Genomic DNA, 19,012 nt, shown 5'->3' with positions numbered 1-19,012 from the left:
AAAAACTGTATACCAATTTGTAAAATAAATAATTTGTACATTAGTAGTATACGGTTATCCATTGAATTTCCCAACTAAGACCATGAAACTAAATAAGTTTCCAAGCCTTAAGTAATAAAACTGTGGTACTGACCTTGTGTTCGATCAAATACGGAGCAACTTGACCGCCAAATTTTTCACCTGAATTAACTGACCAACCGTGACCAAAGTCATCAAATTTAATTAACTCGAGTGAGCTGTCCTTTTTGCTGTCCTGCCAAAGTTGGTGATGCACACCCAAACTGCTCGATTGTGAAACCTGCTGCGCTTTACTCAACATTACCCAGCTTTGCGCCAAACTATCGCTATTTAGCGGGTTAACAATATTGTCCGCTTTGCCAACAACAAGCGTGACTTGCGGCAGTAGTTTGTCTTTTAGCAATGGGGTTAACATTTTTGCGAGTTGCACCGGTGGTTCCGCGGGGCCATTTTTCATACAAGAAATCGCCTTCACTAACGAATCTGCACATGGGAAACCAATGCCCGAAACAACAGCACCGGCTTTGAATATTTGAGGATGTGAACTCAACAGGTTTGACACCATTGCGCCGCCAGCTGAAAGACCAGCAATATAAACGTCTGAAGAATGTAATTTAATTTTTAGCGAGTTGATCATATTTACAATTGACTGGCTTTCGCCTTCAATGCCAATCTGATCAATAGGTGAAAACCAGTTAAAGCAAAGTTGCACATTGTTGCTTTTATTTTGCTGTGGAACGAGTAATGCGAATCCTAAAGCTTGTGCAGCATCCGCTAACCCACTTTGATCCGCAAAGGTTTCACCGTGCTGACCACAGCCATGTAGCAAAACAACAAGTGCTTTATTATTTTGACCACTCGATAGATAAGTGGCCGTAAGCTGTCCAGGGTTGTCACCAAACTGGGTTAAGGCAGTAAACTTTGTTGTAGCAAGTGTTGAAAAACTAACGCTAATTAACGTCAATATTGCTAGGTAAGTCGATTTCATTTTCAATCCCGTGTTTTACAGTACAGGTTGATAATGAGACAGCAGGTATAAATAGAAAATGGTACTTTAGAGCCAGACGCCGAAAATTATGAATTCTGACAAGGTTTAGATTTTATAAGCTCTTGTTTTTGTTGACGAGATAATTTTTTAATCGCTATTTCACGTTTGGTTGCTGTGCTTCTACAATCGGCTATTTCTTGATAAACCAAAGTTACAGGGAGTCGTGCCCGCGTATATTTCGCACCAGTACCTTTGTTATGTTGCAGTAATCTTCTAGTACAATCTGTCGTGATCCCAGTGTATAGCGATTTATCCTTACAGGACAAAATATAAACAAACCAACTCAAAATTAGTGCTCCCGAAACTGAATATCGCTAAAGGTAATGAATTTTAATGCTAAAGTTAAGAGGAATGTTAACGTCAAAGTATGGAGGATGTTAAATTTTAGGCTATAATTCATCGCTGAATACACGACGAGCTTGCCTTAGTACGCTGTTTACTGTAGCCTCCAGCGCGTTTGTACCATCCACCAATTCACCAATTTGAGAGTATTAATGTCCTTTTCTTCATTAGGTTTGTCCGAGTCTATCCTTAAAGCGTTATCTGAAAAAAATTATGAAACACCAACGCCAATTCAAGCTCAGGCTATCCCAGCTGTACTATCCGGAAAGGACTTAATGGCAGCAGCCCAAACCGGGACAGGTAAAACGGCAGGCTTTACTCTGCCGCTATTGCACCGCTTAGCGGACGGCAAAAAAGCCAGCTCAAATCAAGTAAGAGCCCTTATCCTAACGCCAACACGCGAACTTGCAGCCCAGATTGCAGAAAACGTTGAAATGTATGGCAAGCACTTAAATTTAAATTATGTCTGTGTCTTTGGCGGCGTAAAAATCAACCCACAAATGATGGCGTTGAGAAAAGGTGCTGACGTTTTGGTTGCTACCCCTGGTCGATTGATGGACTTATTTAATCAAAGAGCAGTGCGTTTTGACGAACTTGAAACCTTAGTCCTTGATGAAGCTGACCGCATGTTAGACATGGGCTTTATTCACGACATAAAACGTATTCTAAAATTACTGCCAACAAAACGACAAAATTTGATGTTTTCTGCAACGTTTTCGGACGATATAAAAACTCTAGCCAAAGGGCTAATGAATGACCCTGTAGAAGTGTCTGTATCTCCGGCAAACGCGACGGCGAATACGGTAAATCAAATGCTGTACGAAATTGACCGAAGTAATAAATCTAAGCTTCTTATCAAGCTAATCAAACAAAATAACTGGCAACAAGTGTTGGTTTTCAGTCGCACAAAACACGGCGCAAACCGATTAGCACGTAACCTAGACTCTAAAAACATCACAGCCGCTGCGATTCATGGCGACAAAAGCCAAGGTGCTCGCACCCGCGCGTTAGCAAACTTTAAAGATGGTTCTATACGAGTCTTGGTAGCAACCGACATCGCTGCACGTGGTATCGATATTAATGAGTTACCACAGGTAATTAACTTCGATATGCCGAATATTGCAGAGGACTATGTTCACCGTATTGGTCGTACAGGTCGTGCGGGTAGCGAAGGCATCGCAGTTTCTTTTGTATGTGAAGAGGAATTTGATAGCTTAAGTAAAATTGAGCAATTAATTCAAAAACATATCGACCGTTCTGTTGATGAAGAGTTTAAACCTAGCTTAAAGGTGCCAGCGTCTCGCCCTATCCGTGCACCGCAAAAGAAAAAGCCAAAAAAAGTTAAATCTTTAGACTTAAATTCTGACGACGCTGAGAAAAAAGGCTCGATGGGCAAAGGGTCTAATAAACCAAACAATCGTTCTGGTAGTGGCCGGGCAAATAATAATTCTGGTGCTCGTCGCAGCAATGGGCCTCGTAAAGCAAATACAAGTAACCGTGGTTCCAGTGGAGCGCCACGTCGCTCAAATAACGGCTGAGTATAAACAACCGTTTTATTTGCTGTTATGTGTTTCCGTGGCTAGGTGCTATTAATTAAATTCGGTTTGTTTGTAAGGGTTTAGTGTTAATTCTAGCTTCACATATCAAGTCGCAAAAGTAGAACACGTAACGCTTGGCTTATATTCGTTCTTCACAGATTTTAGCCAAGCATTACTTAGCCTCTTAGCGAGGCGATAAGTAAACTCATTAAATGCTTATAAATAATGGAACGTATTTTAATTAGTGCGTTCCTTTTTTTTGGGCCTAATGTAATATTTTTATCAAATTTTGCTGGATTGTTACTAGACTATAATTTAAAAGTGGCTCTAATAATTAAAAGTAACTCTGATAATTATCAAAAAACACTTTGATTTAACACAACTTTTATCCGTAAATAATAAGATAAACTTATTGTATCCGTAGCCATTAACAACTAGGAAAAATAGTGCCTTCTCAATACTTGCTCGAATTCATTTATTTACTCATCGCCGCTGTAATCATGGTACCAATTTGCCAAGCTATTAAACTTGGTGCTGTTCCAGGATTTTTACTTGCTGGGTTAGCCATAGGTCCATTTGGTCTCGGGCTTATTGCACAGGTAGAAGATGTTAGTCATATCTCTGAATTTGGTGTTGTCTTACTGCTATTTTTGATCGGAATGGAGATGAAACCTGCATTTCTATGGAAAATTAGACGACTGGTTTTTGGTCAGGGCTCATTGCAGTTAGTGCTTACCGGTACGGTTATTACTTCCATTTGTTATTACGGGTTTAATTTAGATTTTGCAGCGTCAATTATCATTGGTCCAGCGCTCGCATTATCTTCTACAGCATTTGTCCTTCAACTTTTAAATGAGCAAAAGTCTTTAAGTTCTGAATACGGGCGAAGCTCTATGGCGGTTTTACTGTTTCAAGATTTAGCCGTCGTTCCTTTACTAGCCATGATCCCTCTGTTATCCGCCGATCAGTCAAGCGATATTCATTTAGGCTATGCATTTTTAAAATCCATTGGGATCTTAGCGCTTGTTATTTTGGCTGGTCGTTACTTGCTTAACCCAATACTTTATCGAGTCGCACATGCTGCTAATTCAGAAGTATTTACTGCCTCTGCCCTTCTCATTGTTTTAGGTACCGCCTATTTAACCGAACATGCTGGTCTATCAATGGCAATGGGAGCATTTTTAGCGGGATTGCTTATTTCAGACAGCGCGTTCCGTCACCAAATCCGAGCCGAAGTCCAACCGTTCCGTGGTTTGTTACTCGGGCTATTTTTTATGTCGATGGGTATGTCGCTAAACCTAGATGTATTAAGTCAGTCGCCCCTATTTATCATTGCAATGGTATTTGCACTCGTCGCTATTAAAGCGTTGATTCTGTGGCCTATAAGTCGCTTATTTGGCTTAAATAAGCACAACGGCTTGGCTGTGGCTTTGATATTGGCTCAAGGTGGCGAATTTGCACTTGTATTGTTTTCCATCGCATTTAATAGTCACATTTTAACTCAATCTACATTTGATACTTTGTTATTAATTGTCCTCATTAGTATGCTTGTCACACCTATTTTGGCTGCAATTGCTTACAAATTACATTTAAAGCCATCTGACAAACCGCTTGAACAAAAAGAAATTGAATTCCAACCCATTGTTATTGCCGGTTTTGGTCGTGTTGGACGCCGCGTTGGCGACATATTATCGCTTGCTGGAGTGCCCTATGTGGCGCTTGAGAGTGAAGTATCTTTAGTGAAAAAATACCAAGCATTGGGAATGCCAGTCTTTTATGCGGATGTCACAAAGCCTGAAACATTACATTCGGCAGGCATTGCAAATGCGGAGTCAATTATCGTGACGGTTAATGACTCAGAAGTGGCCACCACGCTCGTGGAAATTTTGAGCCAACACTACCCATCAATTAAGATTTATGCTCGTGGCCATAATGCTCCTATTTGTAAAAAGCTTATGGATTTAGGCGCTTACAAAGTCGTTTCGGAAAATTTAGAAGCAAGTATCGAGTTGAGCCGTCAGTTACTGCTTAGCTCTGGATTTACCTTCGAACAACAAGACGAGCTGCTAACGGACTACAAGCAAGATTATTACGAACAAGTTCATCCAGATAATGCAAAAGTAAAAAAATAGCTTAAAAGTTAAATTGAAAATCAACGTCTTACCGTCAATTAAAGGCCATTTGGAAACAATCATTCACCATTTGGCCTGTTAATCTTTCTAATCGAACATAATAGACTGCTCAGCATTACCCAAGAGGAGAACTATTATGAAAGTATTAACACTTGCAGGAAGTAATTCTGCAAATTCAATAAACAAACAACTTGCCATTTATGCTACATCATTAATTGAGAATGCAGAAGCTGACATCATAGATATTAACGACTATGAAATGCCTATTTTTAGCATGGAACGCGAAGCCGAATTAGGTCAACCTGAACAAGCGAAACAATTTCACCAAAAAATTGCTGATGCCGACGCAATTGTGATTAGTTTTGCAGAATATAATGGCAGCTATTCGGCGGCGTTTAAAAACCTTTTTGATTGGACTTCGCGTATTGATCCAAAAGTTTATCAAAATAAACCTATGTTGCTTCTGGCCACTTCGCCAGGTCCTGGTGGGGCTGCTTCTGTATTAAATACAGCGGTAACGTCAGCACCGTATTTTAATGGCGATGTTAAAGCATCATTGTCAATACCTAGTTTCTACGACAATTTTGACGTAGAGCAAGGCAAACTCAGTAATGCAGAGTTAAATGACAAACTCCAAACTGCCGTTGCGCTATTAACACAATAATTGACGCACTTTAAACTTTGACAAGAGTAATACGCTATCACCAAATATTTTGTTCTACTTTTGTCATTAATTAGACTTGTGTAACAGTCGAGGGAAACGTTCAGTTTCCCTTGTTTTTTTGCTAATTAATTTCAACAAATCTTCAACATTCAAGTAAAGAAAATCCGCTAACTGCCGCTATAATTAAAGTCTCTTTTCACCTTGGTACCTGTAGTTTTTATGATGACGCATTTTGTAGTGGCTGGTCGAAATCTATTGCTCATTTTTATCTCCATGCTTGTATTGGCCTGCAGTGACAGCAATAAGACAACAACAATTGATGAAAGTTTTACCGTTGAACTCGACTCAACGGAGTTAACTGTCGAGATTAATTCTACAGCGCTCCTCAATTATCTTGTTGTGCAAGAAACTGAATTTGATATCAATGTCGCAATCACATCCGCACCAAGTCATGGCACCTTAGCGGTTGATCAAACAAATAAACAGATCAGCTTTATGTTAGGAGACCAGACTGGTTCTGGACAATTTACGTTGTTGTTTTCTAGCCAAACTCAAACGTCAGAAATGACCGTAAACTACGTTGCGACTCCCATTTCAACTGATCCAGGAACTGATGATCCAGACCCTGACTGTACAGGCTCAGTTGATGACTGCCCCCTTAGTGAACTCAACCCAAATCTCATTTATTTTCCTAGCAATTACATAACCATTTTTGAGGGCGAGACGGTTGAAATTGAAATACAGCGTAACTACACAGATGATGACGAAGTCACCGAACAATTTTATTTCAATTCTGCGGTGATTAAAGGTCAGCTTTCAGCTGATAAGAACAGCCTGATCATAGAAGCCTTTATCGGAGAAGAAGATACATATGGTGAAATTGTAGCCGTAACTGAAAAAAACGGTGTGGTAAATGAATCGACCATGTATATGATTTATTACAATAAAAACCGAGACTTAGAAACCACTCACATACCTACTTTAGCGGTCAAAGATACCACGATCAATGTTCCAACAGGTCAATCAACCACGCTCGATTATGACTTGTATGACCCCGATTCCGACCGCATTGCCTATCGCATTATTAAAGGCCCAAAATGGCTGACGACCCACGTAAATTTAACCCAAACAGGGATCCAAATTACCCTATATCCAATCGCGTCATTTGACATAGATGATAACGAAATTACGGTAGAAATAAGTGACGCACACAACAGTAGCCAAACGACATTTACCTTAACGTCAACTGGTGAAGTTACTATCGATGAACCACCTCAAATCTACTTAGAACGTAATGTAGACCTGAGTTTATTAATCAAATTGCAGGGCGTGGAAACAGACCTAATCGCGACTTTAGCATTTGCCGCGTTTGACGACTTAGAAAGTAACTTAGAATATTCGGTTATCGCCTCTGATCCTGCATTCAGTTATCGCATTGATTATCCATATGTCTATGTTTACAGCGACGACGTAACCGATTTAAACCATGAACAAATAACGATTGTTGCTAGTGATGGTAATTTTAACTCCAAACTCACCTATCACTTATACATTAAAAATAACTTTGTCGAGTTTCTTGGTGGCCACCCGAATAGTTCACCGTTAATTGATGTTGCACAAACTATTGACGTGCTCGAGACCACCGGTGTGTTATTGCCTTATGCCATCGCTGATCTTGAACTTCACGATTTTACAGTTACATTTGAATTTGATGATAGTCTTTTACAGGTCATTTTAGAAAACGAAAATTTAGCAATCACTGCCCTACCAAACGAAACAGACGATGATATCGAGACAACCATAACACTTATCGCTACAGATGAGTTTGGCGCTCAATCGAGTGCCGATATTAATGTAGTCGTAAAAAATAACACCCCACCGGTAATAACTTATACAAACAGTATTGAGTTAGTGGAAGGCGGTACAGCCGAAATTCAAGTTGACGTAACCGATGCCGAGGAAGGTACATTACCGTTTGCCCTAAGTTACGACACAAATAAATTTGCGATTGTTGTCGAAGGTAGCAGTCTATTTGTAACAGCACTCAATGTATTGGAAGACTACGACGGTGTAATCGACGTAACTGCGGTAGACGACTTTGGCGAACTGGCCCTCGTATCGATTCCGGCCAAAATACGCTTTACAAATACCGCACCGGTGATCACGGCACAATACACCGAAGTATCTATGTTACCTGGTGAAACACTGCAAATGCGATTGACCTATGTTGATCCAGATACCGACGAGTTGAATCTATTTTCCACGGTAAACAACTCAAACTTAACATATAGTTATGATCCTAATACGCAAATATTGGCCCTCGCCGTCTCTGAAGATAGCCCTTATGAACAGGAGTTTATCTTTTCTACGTCGGCATCAGACGGATTCTTATCGACGTTTTTGAATATCACAGTTACCGTTCCTATTATTCCTACGCCACCGGAGTTAACGGTGTCTGCTTATTTAAGTAACGTTTCCGAAGGCGCTGATTTGATTATTAACTATCGAGTTTTTGATATTAACGGCGACAATATCGCTATTACCATTACAAATTCGTTCCCTAATCAGTTAGCGCTTACCGAACAGGACGGGTATATTGAAGTGTCAGTGCCAGATAACGTTTTGGTCGACACTTTATTGTATTTTGACATAACGGCTCGTGACGACTCTGCAAATGCGTTTGTGACCACTGAAACTGTTTCGTTAAATGTTATGCCGGTCAATGATCCACCAGTAATCACTCTTTCAGAGAATAACCTAACGTTAATTAATGACGACATTGTGTCTTTACCGCTAAGCGTTGTAGATATTGATAATTTGTCACTAAGTGTTGAGGTGCGTACACCAACCTCTGCGATAATTCCAAGCCAGATCGTCGTCCACGGAGCTGATATAAATAGCATTCGCATTTCAGGCGCGAGTAAGGGTTCTGTAATCGAAAACGCTCAACTTATTTTACGTGTTTACGACGACGAAACCTATACCGAAGTGCCATTTGTCGTTTCAGTGATTTTGGAAAATGAACCACCGATAACCAACGATACCGGTAGCGTTTTAATGCTGCAAAACTCAACGTTTACTTTTAACATTACGCCTAGTGATCCAGATTCTGCCACAGACGGTGATGTCGTCTCTGTCGTTTCGGTAGAAAGTGGAGACCCGGAATTATTAGTGATTGTTGGTGACCCCAATAGTCCACCCACTAACACCGTAACCGTGACGTCATTAGCAGTGACAGAGGAAACGGACGTGTTTGTTTCCGTTACTATTACTGATGGCTATGTGAGTGTACTTAAAAGAATACGAGTGAACATTCGACCTTAAATTTGAATTGAGTTAAATTTTACCCATAGACTTGGCGTTATGACATTCTATGGGTAAGCTAGGCGCAACTCGTATCCTTTTACTCACTGATAATTATAAGAATTCAAGAATGAATGAACACAATTGCACACCGCTAAATGACTACATCGAATACGCCCCTGATGTCATGCTGAAACGTTCAGAAACATTTTTAAATAATATTAAACGTCGCCACAGTATCAGACAATTTAGTGACAGACCCGTTGACCAAAAGATCATAGAAAATTGCATAAAAGCCGCGGGTACTGCACCGAGCGGAGCAAATCATCAGCCATGGCATTTTGTTGCAATACATAGCTCGGAGATCAAACAACAGGTTAGAGAACAAGCCGAATTACACGAACAAGGTTTTTATGACGGGCGCGCAGGCGACGAATGGCTAGATGCTTTAAAACCCCTTGGCACCAATGCTCAGAAACCTTATTTAGCGCATGCACCTTGGCTTATCGCTGTTTTTTCCCAAAAAAAAGGTGGCCTCAAAGCCGAAGATCAAAAAACAAATTACTATGTTCATGAATCTGTCGGTATCGCCACGGGTTTCTTGATCAATGCCTTGCACGACTGTGGTTTAGTCACGCTGACACACACGCCAAAGCCAATGCAATTCCTGTCAAAAATATGCCAACGACCTGATAATGAGCGTCCTTATATGTTGATTATTGCAGGCTACCCTGAAGAAGGTGCTACAGTGCCCAATCATGCTCGGGATAAAAAGCCATTTGAAGATATCGCCACGTTTTTATAGTGCCATTCTAATTTCAACTATTTTATTTAAACGACAATTGGCATTGAATATTGAGCTTTCATCACAATTTATTGTTTATTGAGAAAAATCTAGGTTAAAAAATGAAGTATTCAACGTTAGGAACCAGTGGTTTAGAAGTGTCTAGAGTGTGCTTAGGCACAATGACCTGGGGCAACCAAAACTCGCAAAAAGATGCCGATGAACAAATAGAATATGCACTAAGCAAAGGCGTTAATTTTTTTGACACCGCTGAGCTATATCCCGTTCCACCTGTCCCTGAAAAATATGGTGACACAGAGCGAGTTATCGGCAACTGGTTGAGCCGAAACCCAGAACGTCGAAAAGAAATGATACTAGCGTCTAAAATTGCAGGTCCAGGATTACCTTACATTCGTGACGGTGGAAAAATTACCGGTGCCAGTGTAATTGAAGCCGTTGATGATTCACTTAGACGCCTGAAAACAGACTACATCGATTTGTATCAATTGCATTGGCCTAATCGCACTTCTCCACACTTTGCACAACACCATGTTAACAAGGTTAAGTTTTCGCAAGCTGATAGTAAACTTCATACCGAACAAATGTTGGAAATTTTAAAAGCGTTAAAAACCTGTCAAGACGCGGGTAAAATACGTCATTGTGGCCTTTCTGATGATACGACTTGGGGAATAAATACCTACCTTAAGTTAAGTGACAAATACGATTTACCAAAAATGGTATCGATTCAAAACGAGTTTAATTTATTGCATACCAAAGATTGGCCATATTTGATTGAAAATTGTGTTCATGAAAACATCGCATACCTTCCTTGGTCGCCACTTGCTGCAGGTGCCCTAACAGGTAAATATATTGGTGGTGCAAGGCCAGAGGGAAGCCGTTGGCGGATGGCCCAACGTAACGGCTTATTTAGAGATACAGAACAAACCGACGCCGCAGTTCGGCAATACGTAGAAATAGCGAATAAATATGGCTTTACGCCGGCTCAGTTAGCGTTAGCTTGGACGAATCAAATAGACGGCGTTACATCAACAATTATTGGTGCAACCTCGTTAGCTCAGCTTACAGAGAACATTGAGGCATTTGAAATGACCATTCCTGACGCTATGGCAGAAGAAATTGCGCTAACATTGCGCCAATATCCGGCAACATTTTAATACCGCAAATTAAAATAATAGAAACTTCATTTTACTGCAGCAAAAACACAAACGCCGCTAAATTAAGCGGCGTTTGTATTTGTTGTACCATTAAACATGTATTGTTTAATGCAGCATTCAAATTTAAATTACGGTGATTAAATAATCTAAGCCACCTACAATAGCTGCAACTTGTGCGATGGTACAATTTTCTGGATCAACCAAATCACTGTCTGGATAAACTTCGGTAGTTGTAACGTACTTAGCGTCCGTCATACCTGCACATAAACCTAGCGCTTTAGTCGCATAATTAATCACGCCTTTCTGGACTAATTCATTGCCTATGAGCTTGCCATCGTTATCCGCGGGCGCAATATGCGTCACTTTTTCCACTGACTTAATAATAGCCGCTTGAAACTCAGGTTCAGGCTTTAACGTATCGCCAACGCCGTAGAAACCATCTGGGATATTCCACGATTTTTGCTCAATTGCATCCCTAGCTGCTAAGGCGGGTCTAAATTCTGAATTGTCAGTATCTGTTGTTTCATGTAAATCAAAATGGGCCAAAGGTTTGACATCAATTTGCGATAAATAGGTTTGTAATAAACCAGACTCTTCAACTGATATGTTGTCATTAATATTAGCCGGGAAAAATGACCGATTAGGATCGTCCGCATTGGGATTCCATCGATTAATAGTTTCAAATCCCCAGGGGCTTAAGCAGGGAATTACAATAAAATTAAAATGCTTTTGATAATCCAGCATGGTCGTTTCACAAAACCTCAACGCGCCCATTACACCACTGGTTTCATACCCATGAACCCCACCGGTAACTAATACTGTTGGTAATTGTGAGTCAGCGTTTTTTGTCTTAACTGCAAACAACGGGTAACGGTCAGAATTGTATGACAGCGCCCCGTATTGGGTTACCTCAAAATGGATTTTAAGCTTTTCTATATGCGGCATGACCGTTTGCTTATAGTCACGTTTTATCGACTGTTGCGCAAACCACTGTTGTTTTTCAGTGCTTCCCCAAGGTTGGCCAGGTACACCAATGTTGTAATCCATTCAATTTCCTTTCTGTACAACTGAACAATCATTTTTGTCAAAATGATCATAATTTAGTTTTTATTGAGGCTCTTTTTAGAAGAGACGGGTTTCTATTATGCGCCTAAATTAAAGTTTAAAAAGATCATCTAAGTGTTCTTTGGAATAATTCCACAGCCATAGTGTAAACACGTATTGCCAAAACGGGATCGTAGCGTTCCCCTTCATCACGCATAAAAGCGTGTTGCGCATTAAATTCGGTCCAACTAAAATGATTACCACAACTTAGAAGTTGCTGGTGTATCTTCATTCTTCCGGCGTCAGGGACATGAGGGTCTTGTTTTCCCCAAACCATTTGCAATTCACCTTTGATATCGCCTGTTCGACTAAATGAATCGTTGTCTTTTTCGCTAGGCAGCGTATCTGAATGAATATCTGTCGCATACAAACAACTGGCCGCCAGAATATTGGGGTTTAATGCCGCTCGAAACGCCAAATGGCCACCAATACATACCCCCATTGCGCCAACTTTTCCTGTGCAATAATCTAGTGATTTAGCAAAATCAATTAACGCTACTGTATCGCTATCATGCGCTTCTAAAGGCTTAGTCCATTTATCATTATTACCTTTATCTTTTCCTTCATCGTCATATCCCAAGACGGTTCCAATAGGGTTTAACTCGTGAAAGACCTCTGGCACTAAAACCACAAATCCATGACCAGCCAAAATTGTTGCTGTGCGTGCAATCGGCGCTGTTCGTTGAAATATTTCAGAGTAGAAAATTATAGCCGGGAAATTACCAGTTTCATTTGGTCGATACACATAAGTGCGCATTGTGCCCGTTGGTGTTTCAATATCATGGAAGTCAGAGGTGGTGATCATTTTTGGTAGTCACTTTTTGTTGAAGAGTGACGCGATCATAACCGCTGTTGTTGGTAAATCAACAACAGCGGCATGATTTATATGGATTAAAACAAATAAGGAAACTAATAAGCCGTACTCAAGCTAATTTTTTCCCCACAGCGCTTTACGCTATGTTGTTTTTTTTGCTCGGATTGATAAACCCGATTACACGGTCAAGTAATATGTAATTGACCGGCACCAACATCAAAGTAATAAACGTCGCAAATAAGATACCAAACCCTAGTGATACCGCCATCGGTATCAAAAATTGTGCTTGGGTTGATTTTTCAAACAACAACGGCATTAAACCGATAAATGTGGTTAAACTCGTTAGCATAACCGGTCTAAACCTTGCGGCCCCCGCAGTTGAAACAGCATCATACAATGCCATGCCTTCCGCTCGTTTTTTATTGATATAGTCAACCAACACCAATGAATCATTTACCACCACCCCGACAAGCGCCAACATGCCAAGCAAACTCATCAAAGATAAGTCCATACCCATAATCCAGTGTCCCAACATGGCACCAAGTGCACCAAATGGAATAACACTCATAACAACAATTGGTTGCGTATAAGATTTAAACGGAATCGCCAATAGACAATAAATAATAAAGAAAACAAATACTAACGCCCATTTTAAGGATCCAAATGACTCCCTTTGTTCTTTAGCTTCGCCTTCTAAAGAGTGTGACAAACCTGGATAATGACCCACTAACTCGTCAAGATAGTCTTTTAAGTCTGCGTTTAATACTGTCATATTAACTTTGGTTTTATCTAAGTCCGCAGTCACATTTATCACACGATAACGGTCTATCCGATTAATCGATGAAGGGCTCACGCCAGGATCGAGCTTAGCAACGTGTGCCAAAGGCACACTGCCGCCATTTGGCGTATTAATAAGGATATGTTCCAATTCTGATATTGAACGTCGCTCGTCCAATGGTAAACGCACCATCACCCGAACATCGTCTCTACCGCGCTGAATACGTTGAACTTGTGAACCAAAATACGCATTACGAACTTGTCTAGAGATATCGTTTCGAGTTAACCCTAACGCTTTTCCTTGCTCTGTTAATTCGATTTGCAGCTCTTGCTTACCGCTAGACATACTGTCATTGATATCAAATACCGTAGGATACGTTGCGAGTCGTTTTTTCACCTTTTCTGCGGCATCTTGCAATGTCTCCATTGAGGTCGATGACAACTGCACATCAATTGGATCAGAACTTCGTCCTAATTCCGCTCTAAATGACATGCTTTCAGCGCCAGGGACTTCTCCAATCTCTTTACGCCACTCGGTTAATAACTCTCGTGAACTTATGGTCGACTCTCGCTTTTCTGGAGGAATTATTTCAAATCGAACTTGCCCCTGATGTGTCGCGCCACCTCGGCCGCCCGTAAATGCCAATATATTCATAATGACGCTTCGTCCATCTTCTTCGACATACTTTTGCTGTAATTGATAAGCTGCATCAGATATTTTTTGAATATGACGATCGGTCACCTCAAATGGCGTTCCTGTCGACATTGACAAGTTCATTCTGACGGTTTCAGATGGAATTCGTGGGAAGAATATAAATTTAGTCCAACCACTCATTAATAACGCAATAACCACTAGCAAGGCACCAACAAACAAAGATACGGTCGTGCCTTTATTTCTAAGAGCTTTGTTTAACAGGGGCTGATAGTACTTCAATATTGCGTTTTCAAAACCATCCGCAAAGCGTTGTTGAAATCGAGCCAAGCCGTTAGTGTCTTCGTTCTTCCGAATTTTAATGTATTTTAAATGAGCCGGCAGAACAAACTTTGATTCGATTAAAGAAAAGATTAATACCGGAATAACAACTGCCGGTAATTGTGCAAATAATGCGCCTCGCTGCCCTTCAATAAATGCCAATGGTAAAAATGCCGCAACCGTTGTTAAAACTCCGAAGGTAACTGGAGTTGCAACTTCCTGCGTTCCTCGTATTGCCGCTTGTTCACCCGAGTCTGACTTTCGTAAATGGGTATAGACATTCTCACCAGTCACAATGGCATCATCTACTACTATCCCCAAAACGAGAATAAATCCAAACAAACTCATAACATTCAAGGTTACGCCTAAAAACGGCATAAAGATGAACGCGCCCATAAAGGAAATTGGGATCCCGATAAAGACCCAAAAAGCGATTGAAGGCCGTAAAAATAACGTTAATAACAACAGTACTAAAAATCCACCTTGCAGTGCGCTCGTTGTCAAAGTTGTTAAACGATTTTTAACAATCATCGAATCGTCGTCCCAGTAACTTAGCTCATAACCTTGAGGCAAGTTGGACTGTTCTTCTTTTATATATTCTTTTACAAGATCGGCAACCTCAATTGCGCTTTGTTGGCCGATACGATAAACATCAATAAACGCTGCCCGTTTACCATTAAAACGTGTCCTAATAGGCGATTCTTCAAAGCCATCATTAACATTTGCAATATCACCCAATCTAACAATACTGCCATCCGTATTTTGTTTTACGACTATTTTGACAAATTCGTCTTTACGGTAGGCCTGCCCTTTTGAACGCAGTAAAATGTCTCCACCTAAGGTTTTCAGATTACCCGCAGAGATATCTAGGCTACTATTTGCGATTGAGTTAGAGATTTGACCTAGTGTTAAGCCATACTGTTGTAACTTGTCCTGCGATATTTCAATCGCGATTTCGTAATTACGAACCCCGGATAAATCTAATTGAGTTACCCCTGGAATACGTAATATATCGTCACGCACTCGTTCTGCAAACTGGCGAATTTCCGCTTCACCATAATCACTTGCAACCGTAACAGTCATTACGTCTCGTTTACGTTGTGCGATTGAAATAATTGGTTTTTCAGCGTCAGCCGGAAATGTATTAATGGCATCCACACGAGATTTTATGTCAGCTAACATTTCTCGTGCGTCATATCCATTGTCTACTTCTATATTAACTCTTGAAGAACTTTCTCCAGAAGTACTCGTGATCTTTTTAATCCCCTCAAGATCTTGTACAGCTTCTTCAATTCGAATACTAATGCCTTTTTCAACATCTTCGGGGGTCGCGCCTCTTAATGATAGTGAAACGCTGATAATGTCGGATTCAAATGACGGAAATATTTCCAATGGGATCCGGCTCGATAGAGAAAATAGTCCACTTAATAATATCGATATCATCAATAAATTAGCGGCTACATGATTTCGGGTAAACCAAGCAATCATCTATTTGTCTCCCTGTCCGCTCGTCGCCTGCTTATCTTTGCGAGGTTTATGCATTTTCATTGCTTCATCAACAGAAACGCCTTTTTCAGCAGCAAGTTGCTTGATCCTTTCCTGAGCTTTCGCCGGCAATTGGTCAAACTTGCGCTCAAAGTTATTTTTTCCAGGCTTCATTTTGGTCACTTTTGCTTCACCATTAATCGTCACAGGTGTTCCAGAACTGACTTGGCCAAGTGACGTCAACACCAGTCTATCGCCTTCTTCTAAACCACTATTAATAATTGCGTCTGAGGAATTTTTCCATAGGATTTGAATTTCGCGACGTTTCAGTACACCTTCTTCTACAACATAAACATAGCTACCTTGGTAAATGGCTTTATTTGGGATAACAATGACATCTGATAATATTTTGCCAGCAAGTCTCGCAGTCAAATATTGACCAATTTTTAACGATGTCATGCCATTTGCTTTAACAACATATGGATCGTCTATTTGTGCAACCACGTATAACTGTTGCGAATTACTGTCAATAGAACTCTCTGTCCTAACCAGTTTTCCTGCCCAGTCTTGATTATCAAAACGACTCGAAAAGTGTACTTGCCCTGGCGCCATTATGTCGGTTTCTTGCTGTTGTTCAGGTAGATTAATGAGTGGTATATCGTTGTTGTTAATAGGCAATCTGACTTCAACATAATCACTTGCAAAAATATCCGCTAAATAGGCGTTGTTGGACACAACTTGGCCCACATCAACTTGTTTCGTTAATATACGGCCATCATAAGGCGCATGAACTTTGGTTCGCTCAAGTGCCAATTGAGCCTTTTCTAATCGAGCTTCTGCAGACAGTACATTGGCTTCAGCAGCTTTAAGCTGAGGCAGTCGCAAAACTAAATCGTTTGGCTCACCACCTTTCCCTATGCGTCTCCAATCAGCACGTGCTTGATCTGACCGAGCTTGTTCTTCAGCCAACTGTTGTTGAGCATCTAATAAACTTGCCTCAGCCACTTTAACGTCGACTTTATAATCTCGATCGTCAATTGTGACTAACCAATCACCCTTCTTAAAAAAGCCTCCTTCACGAAATTTTGGCGAAATGGCATCAATTTGCCCGGATACCTGAGCCACTAACTTACTTTGCGTACGAGGCTTAACAGTACCAAAACTGTCTAAATAGACTTGGTACAATTCTGGTTTAATGTTTTTTACATCCACGGTCATTTGGGCTTTCGGCGCTTTAAATTCGCGTTTAGCTACTGGTGGGTTTGAAAATATAAAAAAGGCCAACGCGATAGCGGCCAGCATAATTACGATTGCTGTAAGCTTTTTCTTTAGCTTTGAGGTCGAGTTTAATGAATTTATGTTACTCATAATGTGACATTGCCTTGTTCATATAATGCTTGAAAATCGCCGCCTAACGCAGTGAATAAATTAATTTGATTTTGTAGTAATTGATATTGCAGTCTAATAACCGAACTCTGTGCGTTAAATGCCCGTGTTTGTGATGTTAAAACGGTGGCGTAGTTAACGAGACCTTTTAAGTACTGCTCAAAAGAAAGTTCTTCTGCTGCAACAGCATTTTGCTCGGCAATTTTATTTGCATTAAGTTGTGCCTGCAGATTTGTTTGATTTGCCTTTAGCCTTTCAATGGTTTCAAAGGTACTTAAAAAAACACTAATGTAGTTTTGTTCTAGTGCCTGCAAATTCGATTTAGCCGCATTTTCGTTCGCTTTTAAACGTCCCGCATTAAAAAGTGGAGCCGCGATATTGCCTATAAAAGACCAACCTAAGTCAAACTCAGTTAATGCTTTGCCGAGATCCGTACCTTCACTACCCGCACTTAACGACAGCGAAAATGACGGAAATCGTTGTTTATGAGCAAATGCAACCGCCGCATTCGACGATAACAGCCCTTGCCACGCAGCGCGCAATTTAGGGTGGTTCTTTACAACATCTGAAGGTGTGTTGGAAAGCGCGTCAAGAGGTAAAATATCTAACGCCAAATCTTGATAATCAAACTGGTTGTCAGGGTAGGTTCCAATCAATGTTTTAAATTGCCTAACCAGATTTTCGAGCGTTTGAGTTTGGGCTGAAATATTTGCCTGCTCATTTGCCAAATCATTGCGAGTTAAGTACACGTCCAGAGCGTCATTCAATCCTTGTTCATAACCGGTTTCTATTATTGCCAAATTATTTTGGGTGTTCTCCAATCGAAGCTTATTAAGCTCCAACTGTTGCTTTGCTTCTACAATCGCAAAGTAGGTTGTCATCACCTCAGCAACTAAAGTATTAATCCTATCTTTATGTTGAGTTTGCAACTTCAAGAAATTGAGATTGATTTGTTGATCAGCCGCAGACAATTTGCCCCAAATATCAACTTCGTATTTAAGTGCAAGGTTTAAACTTGCATTGTCAACAACATCAGCATTTTCGTTTGCCTGACGTACACTGCTCTGCAAATTTAAATCGAGTGAAGGCCATAATGTCGCTCCACTTGCCGTTACGCGATGTTTTGCCGCTTCTAATTCGAAGCTAAGTTGTTTTAACTCAGGATTTTGCGTTACTGCAACTTGAATAAACTCAATCAAGTTTTTGTCAATAACGTCGTGCACTGACACTTTTTGAGCTGAGACAACCGCATTTGACGATGGGTTTTGCCACATTTCAGGGACAGTAATTTGATCCTGCTTTATGCTTATATTGTTATTGGTCGCACAACTTGCCGTCACGCTACTCAGTACAACAACTGTCAATAACCTAATATAACTCTGTTTCACTAAATTTCTCTTCCGTTTTTTTTGTGTCAATCTGACTCATTTTTTATTCTGCCAAATTAGATATTCAAAGTTGAAAACTAA

At 40.5% G+C, this 19,012-nt stretch carries 13 protein-coding genes; 6 read left to right on the top strand and 7 right to left on the bottom strand.

What is annotated here, in order from left to right; translation table 11 throughout:
- Positions 1-88 precede the first annotated feature (88 nt).
- Together KO525_RS05435 and KO525_RS05430 are read right to left on the bottom strand one after the other, a co-directional pair.
- The gene (locus KO525_RS05435; protein WP_215962781.1) at positions 89-1,006 is read right to left on the bottom strand and encodes a PHB depolymerase family esterase; all 918 of its coding nucleotides are present in this window, start codon (positions 1,004-1,006) and stop codon (positions 89-91) included.
- An 86-nt stretch (positions 1,007-1,092) separates the two neighbouring features.
- Positions 1,093-1,353, bottom strand: coding sequence for a GIY-YIG nuclease family protein (locus KO525_RS05430; RefSeq protein ID WP_256448301.1), 261 nt, complete (start codon positions 1,351-1,353; stop codon positions 1,093-1,095).
- 207 nt (positions 1,354-1,560) lie between these two features.
- Here KO525_RS05430 and KO525_RS05425 point away from each other — a divergent pair, with 207 nt between their 5' ends.
- The 6 genes from KO525_RS05425 to KO525_RS05400 all read left to right on the top strand — a co-directional run bounded on the left by KO525_RS05425 (position 1,561) and on the right by KO525_RS05400 (position 11,004).
- Complete coding sequence (locus KO525_RS05425) at positions 1,561-2,946, top strand: DEAD/DEAH box helicase (RefSeq protein ID WP_215962780.1); 1,386 nt, start codon at positions 1,561-1,563, stop codon at positions 2,944-2,946.
- Between the two features lie 446 nt (positions 2,947-3,392).
- Positions 3,393-5,078: a monovalent cation:proton antiporter-2 (CPA2) family protein gene (locus KO525_RS05420; protein WP_215962779.1), complete on the top strand. Its 1,686-nt coding sequence runs from the start codon at positions 3,393-3,395 to the stop codon at positions 5,076-5,078.
- 136 nt (positions 5,079-5,214) lie between these two features.
- Positions 5,215-5,742 (top strand): NADPH-dependent FMN reductase, encoded by a 528-nt coding sequence (locus tag KO525_RS05415; protein ID WP_215962778.1) that lies wholly within the window; start codon positions 5,215-5,217, stop codon positions 5,740-5,742.
- A gap of 219 nt (positions 5,743-5,961) precedes the next feature.
- Positions 5,962-9,066, top strand: coding sequence for a hypothetical protein (locus tag KO525_RS05410; RefSeq protein ID WP_215962777.1), 3,105 nt, complete (start codon positions 5,962-5,964; stop codon positions 9,064-9,066).
- A gap of 109 nt (positions 9,067-9,175) precedes the next feature.
- On the top strand, positions 9,176-9,850 hold the full coding sequence (locus tag KO525_RS05405; protein WP_215962776.1) for a nitroreductase family protein: 675 nt from the start codon (positions 9,176-9,178) through the stop codon (positions 9,848-9,850).
- A gap of 101 nt (positions 9,851-9,951) precedes the next feature.
- Positions 9,952-11,004 carry an aldo/keto reductase gene (locus tag KO525_RS05400; protein ID WP_215962775.1) on the top strand — a complete coding sequence of 351 codons (1,053 nt, stop codon included), beginning with the start codon at positions 9,952-9,954 and terminating at the stop codon, positions 11,002-11,004.
- Between the two features lie 123 nt (positions 11,005-11,127).
- On the opposite strand, the gene KO525_RS05395 is transcribed toward KO525_RS05400, so the two are convergent.
- The 5 genes from KO525_RS05395 to KO525_RS05375 form a co-directional block, all read right to left on the bottom strand.
- On the bottom strand, positions 11,128-12,051 hold the full coding sequence (locus tag KO525_RS05395) for a M14 family metallocarboxypeptidase (protein WP_215962774.1): 924 nt from the start codon (positions 12,049-12,051) through the stop codon (positions 11,128-11,130).
- Between the two features lie 124 nt (positions 12,052-12,175).
- Positions 12,176-12,913, bottom strand: a complete 738-nt coding sequence (locus KO525_RS05390; protein WP_215962773.1) for a dienelactone hydrolase family protein — start codon at positions 12,911-12,913, stop codon at positions 12,176-12,178.
- Between the two features lie 145 nt (positions 12,914-13,058).
- Complete coding sequence (locus KO525_RS05385; RefSeq protein ID WP_215962772.1) at positions 13,059-16,160, bottom strand: efflux RND transporter permease subunit; 3,102 nt, start codon at positions 16,158-16,160, stop codon at positions 13,059-13,061.
- Complete coding sequence (locus tag KO525_RS05380) at positions 16,161-17,525, bottom strand: efflux RND transporter periplasmic adaptor subunit (protein ID WP_215962771.1); 1,365 nt, start codon at positions 17,523-17,525, stop codon at positions 16,161-16,163. It lies immediately after the preceding gene.
- Positions 17,522-18,931, bottom strand: coding sequence for a TolC family protein (locus tag KO525_RS05375; RefSeq protein WP_215962770.1), 1,410 nt, complete (start codon positions 18,929-18,931; stop codon positions 17,522-17,524). The genes KO525_RS05380 and KO525_RS05375 overlap by 4 nt, the downstream gene beginning before the upstream one ends.
- Between the last annotated feature and the right edge of the window lie 81 nt (positions 18,932-19,012).

The sequence above is a fragment of the Psychrosphaera sp. B3R10 genome, from assembly GCF_018861025.1.
GTDB classification, from domain to species: Bacteria; Pseudomonadota; Gammaproteobacteria; order Enterobacterales; family Alteromonadaceae; genus Psychrosphaera; species Psychrosphaera algicola.
Note: the sequence above shows the minus strand (reverse complement) of the source record. Positions and strands in the feature narration are given on the sequence as shown.